Here is an 11,308-nt window from a genome sequence, read left to right as displayed (position 1 = left end):
TACGCCAGGTCTGTCAGGAGTCAGCCAATCACGCTGTGCGCAAGTGTGAGGCATGGATCAAGATTGCCACTTTTAGCAGCAGTTCTACGGGATATTGCAATTTTGCCGATTGTTTTGTGCGCTGCTAAGGAAAGCTGGCTACATTTGACGTTGATAAATTCCAATAACAATAAAATCAAGGTGCCTTATGAAGCGCATACTGACGCCCATCGCCGCATCATGCTTGTTACTGCTCTCCCCGTCCCATAGCTCTGCTTCTCCTTATTCTTCATTAGTGGTTTTCGGCGATAGCCTGAGTGACGCCGGACAGTTCCCCGACGCGGATGGCCCAGCCAACGCCACCCGCCGTTTCACCAACCGGGTGGGCCCGACCTTCCAGCCCGGTAGTGGCGAAATTTATGGTTCTACCTCGCCGATGTTGCTTGGCGAGATGCTCGGATTAGGCCCGCAGACGCCGTCAACCTCTTCGGTTTACCAGAGCAATGGCTGGGCAGATGGTAATAACTGGGCAGTCGGCGGCTACCGCACCGATCAGATTTATGACTCTATCGCCGCGCCAGGTGGCTCGGTAGCCGGAACTCGGACCCGCGATGGCTATCTGGTTGATCTGGCTAGCCGTGGCCTGAGACTTGACCCCAAAGCGCTGTTTTATGTGAACGGTGGGGGTAATGACTTCTTGCAGGGGACTATCTTTGCACAAGGTGCTGCGGCTTCAGCCGGGCAGCTGGCTGACGGTGTTCTGGCCCTGCAAAATGCCGGTGCGCGTTACATCTTGGTTTCCCTGCTGCCTGACGTTGGCACAACGCCTGCGATCAGTGGATCGCCCCTGGCGGCAACCGTCAGTGAAGTGGGGGCACAGTTCAATGTTGAGCTGGTCAAGCGTCTTGAAGGCATGAGTGCTCAGATCATCCCACTCAACGTCCCGCAGATGTTTACTGAGGTGCTTGCCAGAGCTGATGCCTTTGGGCTGGATTCGACCCAGAACCTGACAGGCACCTGCTTCGACGGTTGCGCGACGGTCAATCCCAAGTGGGGCATTAACAGCCCGACACCTGATCCGACCAAGCTGGTCTATAACGACAGCGTGCACCCGACCACGGCGGTGCAGGAAATCTTCGCGGACTACATGTACTCCTTCCTTTCCGCGCCTTGGGAGCTGAGCCTGCTGCCGGAAATGGCGCAAGGGACGTTGCGCGCCCATCAGGACCAGTTGCGCGCCGAGTTGCTGGCCGATTGGTCGGCCTGGCAGGCAGTCGGACAGTGGCGCACCTTTGTTTCGGCCTCGGCCCAGCGTCTGGATTTTGATCGTCAGGCTGCCGGTGCCAGTGGTGACGGCAATGGTTACAACCTCAATCTGGGCGGCAGTTACCGGTTAAATGAGGACTGGCGTGTGGGGCTGGCCGCAGGTTTGTACGAACAAGACCTGGAGGCCGGGCGGGCTGACTCCAAATACAACCTGCGCAGCTACATGGCCACTGCTTTTGCTGAATTCCAGCGCAACCGCTGGTGGGCGGATCTGTCGGCCAGTGCCGGTTATCTGGATTACGACGACCTCAAGCGCAAGGTTAAGCTAGGCCGCGTCACGGACACCGAGAAAGGCGACACCGAAGGCCAGCTTTGGGCGTTCAGTGGCCGTTTTGGCTACGACATTGCCCAGCCTGGCGATAACTGGCACTTAAGTCCGTTTATCAGCGCCGATTACGCCAAGGTGGAAGTTGACGGGTACAGCGAGAAAGGCGGTAGCGCGACGGCTCTGCGCGTCTATGATCAGGAGCGCACCTCCAAGCGTCTGGGAGTGGGTTTGCAAGGGCGCTGGCAAGTCGCGCCGGCCACCGAACTGTTTGGCGAGATCGCCCGTGAGCGTGAATATGAGGATGATCCGGGCAAGGTCCGCATGGCACTCACTAGCTTGCCGACACTCGATTACCAGTTGCAGGGCTACGAGCCGGATGACCGGATTGATCGTTTGAGCGTTGGTTTTAGGCAAAAGCTCGCCGCAGACCTCTCGCTGCGGGGCGCATACAGCCTGCGCAAGGCTGATGACGACAAGCAGCAGGGCGTGAGTCTGGCTGTGACACTGGACTGGTAATAGCCAACGGGCGGCAGCATGAGGCACTGCCGCCCTGAAAATAGTAAACTGCGCGAGATTATCTATTTCTGGAGACCTCCATGTCCCGCGTTACCCTCAGTCGCTTCCTGATCGAGCAGACCCGTAGCCACAACACTCCCGCAGACCTGCGCTTTCTGATCGAAGTGGTCGCGCGCGCTTGCAAGGCCATCAGCCATCAGGTCTCCAAAGGCGCGCTGGGTGGCGTACTGGGCAGCCTGGACACTGAAAACGTGCAGGGCGAAGTGCAGAAAAAGTTGGACGTGATCTCCAACGAAATCCTGCTGGAAGCCAACGAGTGGGCCGGTAATCTGGCGGGTATGGCTTCTGAGGAAATGGACAAGCCCTACCAGATTCCTGGTCAGTACCCTAAAGGTGCCTACCTGCTGGTATTCGATCCGCTGGACGGCTCCAGCAACATCGACGTAAACGTTTCCGTCGGCACTATCTTCTCGGTACTGCGTTGCCCGGATCGTCAGGGTGAGGAAGGCGACCTGGGCGATGAAGCCTTCCTGCAGAAAGGCACTCAACAAGTGGCCGCCGGTTACGCCATTTACGGCCCGCAAACCATGCTGGTACTGACTCTGGGCGACGGCGTTAAAGGCTTCACTCTGGATCGTGAGCTGGGCAGTTTTGTGCTGACCCACGACAACATCAAGGTGCCAGAGGCGACCAAAGAGTTCGCCATCAATATGTCCAACCAGCGCCACTGGGAAGCCCCGGTACAGCGTTATGTGAGCGAGCTGCTGGCGGGCGAAGAAGGCCCACTGGGCAAGAACTACAACATGCGCTGGATCGCCTCCATGGTCGCGGACGTGCATCGCATCCTGACCCGTGGCGGCGTGTTCATGTACCCGCGCGATGCCCGCGAGCCGGACAAGGCTGGCAAACTGCGCCTGATGTACGAAGCTAACCCGATGTCGATGATCATCGAGCAGGCAGGCGGCGCAGCTACCAACGGTACTCAGCGAATTCTCGACATTCAGCCGGACAACCTGCACCAGCGCGTGCCAGTCTTCCTCGGTTCCAAAGAAGAAGTGCTGCGCATTACTGCGTATCACAAGGGCTAACCCCATGACTCAGCCTTGGCAGCCTGTACTTGACTGGTGGTTCGGCCCCGGTAAGACGGCCGCCGAGGTGTCTGCCCGCCAACTGCCTCTGTGGTTTGGTAAGCGGGCCAGCCAGGATGCCGAGGCGCAGCAGCGCTTCGGACATCTGGTCGAACAGGCTCTCAGCGGGCAATTGCCCGAATGGAGTGCCACGCCAGATGGCTGGCTTGCCCATATTCTCCTGCTCGACCAACTCCCGCGAATGATTTACCGCGATACGCCCAAGGCCTTTGCCGGTGATCGGTTGTCCCAGCCATTGCTGCGCATGGGGTTGGAGAAGGGCTGGGATCAGCAGCTCAAACCCATACAGCGCCTGTTCGCCTACCTCGTCTATGAACATGCCGAGGATCTGGTACTTCAGGACCAGGCCGTGGAACTGTTTGAAAAGCTGCTTGCCCAAGTACCACCTGATGAGCACGAACTGTTTGCCGGGTATCTGGATTACGCCGAGCGGCATCAGCGAGTGATCGCCAGATTTGGTCGTTTTCCGCATCGAAATCAGATACTTGGTCGCACCTCAAGTGCCCAGGAAAGTGCCTTTCTGCAAGAGCCAGGCTCAAGTTTCTAGCTCGCTGGCAGGCAAGATTGGCTCTCCTATGCCAAGCTGAAACAGTCATCTGTTAAGGAGTTTTCTCATGTCTATGCGTGTTCTGGCCGTTCTCGCTGCATGTTTGTTATTAGCTGCCTGCAACAAGGTCACTCAGGAGAACTATGCAAAATTGCAGTCAGGCATGACTAAGGCTGAAGTGGAGAAACTGCTGGGTGAGGCCGCCGAGTGCTCCAGCGCGCTGGGCATCTCCAGCTGTACCTGGGGCACTGAACAAAGCTTTATCAGCGTTCAGTATGCCGGTGACAAAGTCATGATGTTTTCAGGGAAAGGATTGAAATGATGCGTCGACTGATTATCTTGGGTGCCGCAGCACTGTTGGCTGCATGTGCAAACTCGGGTACAGGCGAAGTGCCGCCTAAGACCGTAAACAAAGTGGACTTGAAGCGCTATCAGGGCGTCTGGTACGAGCAGGCGCGTTTGCCGCTGTTCTTCCAGCGCAACTGCGCACAGTCCGAAGCGCTCTATGAGCTGCAAAGCGATGGCAGCGTCGGTGTGACCAATACCTGCATCACCTATAAGGGTGAGAAGGACCAGGCCAAAGGCCGTGCGGTGCTGCAGAGCCCGGATGACAGCAGCAAGCTGTGGGTGACCTTTGGCGACAGCTTTTTCTCGGGGCTGACCAAGGGCCACTACTGGGTGCTGTATCTGGATCATGATTACTCCAGTGTGCTGGTTGGCACACCGGATCGTGATCATCTGTGGCTGATGACCCGCGACAAGAGCATGAGCGCAGAGCAGCGCAGCACATTGCTGGAAGAAGCCCGTAAACGCGGCTACCAAACCGATGAGCTGATTTGGCGCGCGAAGGACTGAGTCAGTTGCGTTTTTTCGGCTGACGCAGGCGGATGCTCACCTGAGTATCCGCGCTGCCATGTTCGAAGCGGGCTTTATCCGCCGATGGCTTGCCGTTGAACAGTGACGGGTTGCCGGAAAAACCCACCGGCTCTAGCGGCACGCCGCGCCGGCTTTGGTCCAATTCAGCGTTGCCATTGAGATCCTGAAACACCTGAATGGCATATTCACCGGCCGGCACATCGGCAAAATGCAGTGTTTCACCTTCATTGCGGCTTACCTGCAGCGCCGGTTGTGCCCAATCGCCGCTTGTGCTGTTGACCAGTGCGCCATACAGCGTGGCTGTGGCTTGAATCCCCTCAACCGTGACCAGTACGTCACCGGCGTAACTCTGTCTACCGATAAAAAGTAGGAAAAGCGTACCTGTGTAGCAGGTCTTCTTTACGGTCTTAAGAATTCTCTGTGGCATAATTCCGGCATTTCGCGTTGAAGTGGCTGGTGATGCGGCACGTCTTAATTGTTCATTACTCTCAAACTGGGCAGCTTGATCGGCTGGCGGAATCCGTCTGTGCGCCATTGCAAGATTGCAGCGACATTCAAGTCGATTTTCTGCAGTTGCAGCCGCAGCAACCTTACCCGTTTCCCTGGCCGTTTCTAGAGTTTTTCCGCATTTTCCCGGAAACCGTACTGATGCGCCCGCAGCCGCTCAAGCCCTTGGCGGTGGATGCAGGCAAGCGCTACGACCTCATCATCTTGGCCTATCAGGTGTGGTTTCTTTCGCCGTCGCAACCAATGACCGCGTTCTTGGCGTCGCCAGAGGCCGCGCAACTGCTCAAAGACACGCCCGTCGTGACCCTGATCGGCTGCCGCAATATGTGGCTGATGGCGCAGGAAAAAGTGAAGACCAAACTCAGCCAGCTGGGTGCGCGTCTGGTGGATAACATCGCCCTTACCGATGCCTGTGGCACCGCCGCGAGTTTTTTATCCACACCACTGTGGATGTTTACCGGCCGGCAAAAGCCCTACAGCTGGGTGCCGCGCGCCGGCATTGATGAAGCCGAAATTGTTGCCGCCCGCCGCTTTGGTGAAGCCATCAGGCAGCGTCTGACTGCCGACCACCTGCCCATTGAACAGCCCATGCTGAAAGGTCTTGGCGCGGTAAAGGTGGATGAAAAACTCATTGCCAGCGAGAAGGTCGGCAACCGCAGTTTCCAACTCTGGAGCCGCCTGCTTGTCGCCATTGGCCCTCGAAGGAGCCGCCGCCGCGCTGCTGGGTTGGTGGTCTACATCGTATTTTTGTTGTGCCTGATCGTCACCGTGGTGCCGGTCACTGCACTGTTGAAGAAATTGCTGGCCCCCTTGACCAAGGCGCGGGTACAGCGTGAGAAGGCCTACTTTGCCGGCCCGTCCGGCGAGTGAAGTGGCTTGAGGAATGTCTGTGGTACAGCCTGTTTACATCAACCGAGTGAATGCCTTCCTGCCCCATGAGGCGGTCGACAATGAACAGATGGAAGACCGTCTGGGCAAGGTCGGCGACAAGCCTTCGCGGGCGCGCAAGCTGATCTTGCGCAGCAACGGCATCCGCCAGCGCCATTACGCCATCGACCCGCAAACCGGCGAGCCGAGCATGAATAATGCCCAGCTCAGCGCCGAAGCCATTCGCGGTCTGTTCGAGAACGAAGGCCAACTGCGCGAACTCGACTGCCTGGTTGCAGGCACGGCCTCGCCAGATCAGGTCATGCCTGGCCATGCGGTGATGGTGCAGGGTGAGCTGGGCAACCCGCCTTGCGAAGTGGTGTCCACCGCCGGGATCTGCCTGTGCGGCATGACGGCGCTGAAATACGCCTGGATGAGTGTCGCCAGCGGTGAAAGTTACAACGCTGTGGCCTGTGGCTCTGAATTGGCTTCGGCACTGATGCATGCACGCAACTTCAACGCCGAATATGAAAGCCGACTGGAAGAGCTGGAAGAGCGCCCGGAAATCGCCTTTGAAAAAGACTTCCTGCGCTGGATGCTCTCTGATGGCGCTGGTGCTGTGCTGTTGCAGAATCAGCCCAATGCCAAAGGCCTGAGCCTGCGCGTGGACTGGATCGACATCCTCTCCTTTGCCGATCAAATGCCTGCCTGCATGTATGCCGGAGCGGAAATGGTCGACGGCCGCTTGCAAGGCTGGAGCCGTTACGACGGTGCCGAGCGCAACCGCCTGTCGGTGATGGCGATCAAGCAGGACGTCAAACTGCTTAACGACAACATCGTCAAATACACCGTCGAAGAAACCCTCAAGCGCATCATGCAGCGCCGCGAGTTGAGCGTTGACGCGATTGATTACCTGCTGCCGCATTACTCTTCGGAATTCTTCCGCGACCGGCTGGCTGTGGGCCTGGCCAACGTCGGCCTGCCGATTCCGCAGGAGCGCTGGTTCACTAACCTCACCAGCAAAGGCAATACCGGTGCGGCGTCGATCTTCATCATGCTTGATGAGCTGTTTAACTCCGGCAAACTGCGCAGCGGCCAGCGCCTGCTGTGCTATGTGCCGGAAAGCGGCCGCTTCTCCAGCGCCTTTATGCACCTGACCGTGGTCGGAAAAGACGAGTAACGCCGATGAAACTCGACGAGGTTCCACAGGATTCCAGCACCGTTTATGGCGGCCACAGCAAGCTGCTCTACGCAGTGGATGACAGCGGCCATTACCAAGGCGCACAGAGTGCTGGCTGGGAGCCGGAAACCTACTCGACGCAACTGGCTGTGGCTGAACTGCAAGAGCAGGAAACCGAAGCCCATGCAGCCTGGCAGCGTGGTGAACTGTCGCCGCTGAAGTTTCTGATGTACCGCTACCGCCTCGATGAACCGGCGTTGGCGATGGTCACCGGGCTGTGGCAATGGCGGATTCGCCGTCACTTCCGCCCGGCCATCTATCGCAAACTTTCGCCAGCGCTGCTGGCACGCTACGCGGAGGCTTTTGGTCTGCCCGTTGAACAATTGATTTCTTATCAGAAGGGTCAGGCATGAGCCGTTTCCAACACCAACAAAGCGCCCACTGCGAAAGCGGCGTAATGGCCAGCCTGCTGACCCACGCCGGTTTGCCCATGAGTGAGCCGATGGCGTTTGGTTTGGCCTCAGGTTTGGCCTTCGCCTACCTGCCGATCGTCAAACTCAGTGGCATGCCGTTGATTGCCTACCGCATGCCGCCTAAGCACCTGATCAAAACCCTGAGCAAACGCCTCGGCGTGCGCCTGCAAACCCGCACTTTCGGCAATCCTGAGCAGGGTAAGCGTGCATTGGACGAGGCGCTGGACGGCGGCAAGCTGGTTGGCCTGCAAAGCTCAGTGTTCTGGCTGCCATATTTCCCGCCGGAAATGCGCTTTCACTTCAACGCCCACAACTTGTTGGCTTACGGACGCGAGGGCGATGAGTACCTGATCAGCGATCCGGTTCTGGAAGAGCCGGTACGCTGCCCTGCTAAAGACTTGCAAAAAGCCCGCTTCGCCAAAGGTGCGCTGGCCGCCAAAGGGTTGATGTACAGCCTTGAGCAAGTGCCGCTGGAGCACGACTGGAACAAGCTGATCCGCAAAAGCGTGCTTTCTACCACCCGCATCCTCGACGGTATGCCACTGCCGTGGATCGGTATTCGCGGCATTCAGCATTTGGCCGGGCAAGTGGCCAAGCTCGACCCGAGCAATACCAAGTACAACCGCTTGTACCTGACCCATATCGTGCGCATGCAAGAAGAGATTGGCACCGGCGGCGCGGGCTTCCGCTTTATGTACGCCAGCTTCCTGCAAGAAGCCGGTGAGTTGCTGGGCGAGCCAACGCTTAATGAGGCTTCAAGCCAACTGACGGCCATCGGCGACAACTGGCGTCAGTTTGCCTCCGCCTGCGTACGTGCCAGCCGCAGTAAAGGCGAAGCCCCCGACTTTGCCCCGATTGCCGACACCCTGCGTGGCATCGCCCTGCAAGAGCGGGAGTTAATGAAGGAATTGGCGGCGTGGAGTAAGCGTAAATAAGCGCTGAACGTATGCTTTGTGGTGGATAAGCCTACGGCCTATTTACCCTGCGCATCGCTCCGGCATTTATGCACGGTAATTGCCCCGCAAGCGTCATCCCCAGGGCTAGCCGTGCTCTTTTAACGCAAAGAGGCTTGGCAAAGGGATGCGCTAAGCGGTTTATCGGTGACTCAACGCGTTAAGCTGCGGCCGGGCAAAGAGGTAACCTTGCATATAACGCACGCCGAGCTCACGCAGTGCGTCTCGTTCCCCGGCGCTCTCAATGCCTTCGGCAATGATCCGAATGTTGAGGCGTCGGGCGGTCAGCAAAATGCCAGCGACAATCGCTTGGCGTACGGGGTCTTGGTCAATCCCCCGGGTCAGCGCCATATCAAGTTTGAGAATGTGGGGCTGGTATTCAGCCAGCAGATTCAGACCTGAATAGCCGGAGCCAAAATCATCAATCGCGGTCGTGAACCCTTGCCGGTTGTACTCCGCGAAGATGCTCTTGAGGTGCTCGGTGTCGTGAACCTGCTCACTCTCAGTCATTTCAAACATCAACCGCTCTTGAGGGAACTCAAAACGATTGGCTGCCTCAAGCGTTGCGCGGATGCAGGTTTCGGCCCTGTAGACGGCATTGGGCAAAAAATTGATGCTCAATAGGCAATCCGGAATGGTCTGCAACTCAAGGCGCGCAGCCTGTTCGATAGCTTTAACCCTGCAGGCCTGATCAAAACGATAACGGTTGGTGTCGTTCACCTGCCCCAGGATTTCGCCGGCAGACTCGCCGTTGAGACCGCGGACCAAGGCTTCATAAGCAAACGGACGTTGCTCCTCGATATCGAGAATCAACTGAAAGGCCATGCTGAAATCAAAGCCCAGCGCTTCGTGGTTACGGCATTCTGCACAGCCGACTGGACGAAACGGCTGTGGGAAAAAGCTTTGATTGGAGTTCACTGCAAAATCCTTAGAGACCGAGCGTGTGTATTTGAGCGGGTTCAGCATGCGTTAAGGGGGCTCAACACCCTCATAACCTGGCAATTGACATGCCCTTGATCTCACAACCAAAGGGCTGGTTTACAGAGCATAGTCCGGTTTAACGTGGGGCCTAAAGGTATAGGCCCCGTGCATCGTTGCCCCCTCAGCAATGCCCGGCATTGTAGGGGCTATTAGGCTTTGCTCGCACGGCCAAAAAATCAAGAATATCTGGAAGCGTGGGCACTTGAACTCCGCCGTTGAAGACACTTGAGTGCCAATGGCATCCAACCACGGGTTATTGGTGTATCTCAACTATCAGAAGCGGCTGTACGGTGACAGCAGCCCTGTGTAACCCACGTAGCCACTCGCTAAATCAATCTTTCCGCAGATCGGTGTTGATGTTTTCACCCACAGTTAGCGGGCTGCCTTTTAACAATACAGGCGGCTTGAGCTCAAGCCGCAGGTACGGTGCAAGTGCTGCTACTTTGCGGTAGTTGCGTTCTCTGCCGAAACGCGCTGCAACCTTGCTTTGGCAAATTCGGCTCCTTTGCGGCGCAGTGGTTGCTCAATAATCCGGTAGTTCAACTCACTGAGCACAACCACCAGAACCGCAGCGGTCAGCAATAGTTCGGCGGTCAGGCCAGCATCGAATCCAACCCCTTTTTTCTCCGCGTAGCGGTGCCATAACTCGGTACTGAGATGGTAGGCCGGTAAGTGGATGACATACATGCCGTATGAGCGAGATCCTGCCCATGTCAGCAGTGGTGTGAGTAGCGGCACGCTGAATATATAGCCGTTGTTGAAACTGGCGAGGAACACCAGCATCGCTGCAACAATGGCAATCAACCCTACTGCGATGGGCATCGCCATCAGTTGGGCAGATATAGCCCCAAGCAGATAAAGCAGAAGTAGATTCAGACCAAGCACTTTCAGTGGTGCCTTTTTCAGAAAGGTCGGCTCAAACTGGCTGTACAGCTTACTGCGTGAAAACAGACAGATCAGGATGCCCCACATCATGGCATCGAGCCTGAACGACGCGCCCAGCGCGCTGCCTTTATCGCCAAACAGGCTCCGCTCAAAACAGAACTGAAGGGCAATCAGAGCCAGAAGGATGCGAACACGCCACTTGTTATCCGTGATCAGCAGCAGGAACAGAGGAAATATGAAATAAAACTGCTCCTCCAGCGCCAGGCTCCAGTAAATGGCATTAGGCCCGAACATATCCCCGTAATTGTTTGCCAGGTTCATGGTGAACGTCATGACTGCAGTAATGCTGCGCAGGTTGGCATACCAATCACCAAATGCCCCTGAATGGTTGAAGGCGATGGATAACAGCAACGAGACAAAGACCCAGAACCAGGCCGTGGGCAACAGGCGGTAGATCCGGCGAATCCAGAAAGCCTGAGCGGCTATCCAGAAGTGTCCCTGCTGGCGGTGCTGATCAAGGGTATCCAGATAGGCTTTGCTGACCACATAACCGGAGACGCAGAAAAACAAATCGACCCCTGTCCAGGGCATATACACCGTGAAGAAATGCAGGAAGGCATTGCCGTGGAATGGCAGCAGGGTCGGTAGATGGCAAAACAAGGTCATGCCTATCGCTACTGCTCGTAGGTACTCAATTTCCAGATTCTTTTTATTAGTCATATCTGCGTATTGGAGTTGTTAGTAGCGGGCAGGCAAGGCCACGGCTGCTGGTTTAGTGGTATGAAGTTGTCGAGAGCTTTCC

Annotated in this window: 12 protein-coding genes; 9 read left to right on the top strand and 3 right to left on the bottom strand. The window is 56.8% G+C overall.

What is annotated here, in order from left to right:
• Window positions 1-187 precede the first annotated feature (187 nt).
• The 5 genes from estP to AO726_RS15925 all read left to right on the top strand — a co-directional run bounded on the left by estP (window position 188) and on the right by AO726_RS15925 (window position 4,639).
• Complete coding sequence (estP, locus tag AO726_RS15945) at window positions 188-2,089, top strand: esterase EstP (protein WP_058069088.1); 1,902 nt, start codon at window positions 188-190, stop codon at window positions 2,087-2,089.
• Between the two features lie 80 nt (window positions 2,090-2,169).
• The gene (locus tag AO726_RS15940; RefSeq protein WP_058069087.1) at window positions 2,170-3,177 is read left to right on the top strand and encodes a class 1 fructose-bisphosphatase; all 1,008 of its coding nucleotides are present in this window, start codon (window positions 2,170-2,172) and stop codon (window positions 3,175-3,177) included.
• A gap of 4 nt (window positions 3,178-3,181) precedes the next feature.
• Complete coding sequence (locus AO726_RS15935; RefSeq protein ID WP_058069086.1) at window positions 3,182-3,784, top strand: DUF924 family protein; 603 nt, start codon at window positions 3,182-3,184, stop codon at window positions 3,782-3,784.
• Window positions 3,785-3,851: 67 nt separating this feature from the next.
• On the top strand, window positions 3,852-4,106 hold the full coding sequence (bamE, locus tag AO726_RS15930) for an outer membrane protein assembly factor BamE domain-containing protein (protein WP_058069085.1): 255 nt from the start codon (window positions 3,852-3,854) through the stop codon (window positions 4,104-4,106).
• Window positions 4,106-4,639 (top strand): lipocalin family protein, encoded by a 534-nt coding sequence (locus tag AO726_RS15925; RefSeq protein ID WP_058069084.1) that lies wholly within the window; start codon window positions 4,106-4,108, stop codon window positions 4,637-4,639. Before bamE ends, AO726_RS15925 begins: the two co-directional genes overlap by 1 nt.
• 1 nt (window position 4,640) lies before the next feature.
• Here the strand turns inward: AO726_RS15925 and AO726_RS15920 are convergent, their stop codons facing one another.
• Window positions 4,641-5,087 (bottom strand): DUF2141 domain-containing protein, encoded by a 447-nt coding sequence (locus AO726_RS15920; protein ID WP_082629159.1) that lies wholly within the window; start codon window positions 5,085-5,087, stop codon window positions 4,641-4,643.
• 32 nt (window positions 5,088-5,119) lie between these two features.
• Between AO726_RS15920 and AO726_RS15915 the strand changes: the two genes are divergently transcribed.
• From AO726_RS15915 to AO726_RS15900, 4 genes are read left to right on the top strand one after another with little or no spacing between them, the layout of a single operon-like run.
• On the top strand, window positions 5,120-6,037 hold the full coding sequence (locus tag AO726_RS15915) for a hypothetical protein (RefSeq protein WP_058069211.1): 918 nt from the start codon (window positions 5,120-5,122) through the stop codon (window positions 6,035-6,037).
• Between the two features lie 19 nt (window positions 6,038-6,056).
• A complete protein-coding gene (locus tag AO726_RS15910; protein WP_082629169.1) occupies window positions 6,057-7,214 on the top strand; it encodes a beta-ketoacyl-ACP synthase III in 1,158 nt (385 codons plus the stop codon).
• A 5-nt stretch (window positions 7,215-7,219) separates the two neighbouring features.
• Entirely contained in the window at window positions 7,220-7,627 is a 408-nt protein-coding gene (locus AO726_RS15905) for a hypothetical protein (protein ID WP_058069082.1), read from the top strand.
• Entirely contained in the window at window positions 7,624-8,622 is a 999-nt protein-coding gene (locus AO726_RS15900) for a BtrH N-terminal domain-containing protein (RefSeq protein ID WP_058069081.1), read from the top strand. Before AO726_RS15905 ends, AO726_RS15900 begins: the two co-directional genes overlap by 4 nt.
• 159 nt (window positions 8,623-8,781) lie before the next feature.
• Here AO726_RS15900 and AO726_RS15895 read toward each other — a convergent pair whose 3' ends face one another.
• Together AO726_RS15895 and AO726_RS15890 are read right to left on the bottom strand one after the other, a co-directional pair.
• Window positions 8,782-9,558: an EAL domain-containing protein gene (locus tag AO726_RS15895; RefSeq protein ID WP_058069210.1), complete on the bottom strand. Its 777-nt coding sequence runs from the start codon at window positions 9,556-9,558 to the stop codon at window positions 8,782-8,784.
• 501 nt (window positions 9,559-10,059) lie between these two features.
• Window positions 10,060-11,226, bottom strand: coding sequence for an acyltransferase family protein (locus tag AO726_RS15890; protein WP_058069080.1), 1,167 nt, complete (start codon window positions 11,224-11,226; stop codon window positions 10,060-10,062).
• Between the last annotated feature and the right edge of the window lie 82 nt (window positions 11,227-11,308).

It is taken from the genome of Pseudomonas sp. TTU2014-080ASC (assembly GCF_001446935.1).
Lineage (GTDB): Bacteria > Pseudomonadota > Gammaproteobacteria > Pseudomonadales > Pseudomonadaceae > Aquipseudomonas.
This window is presented reverse-complemented; position numbering and strand designations above follow the sequence as displayed.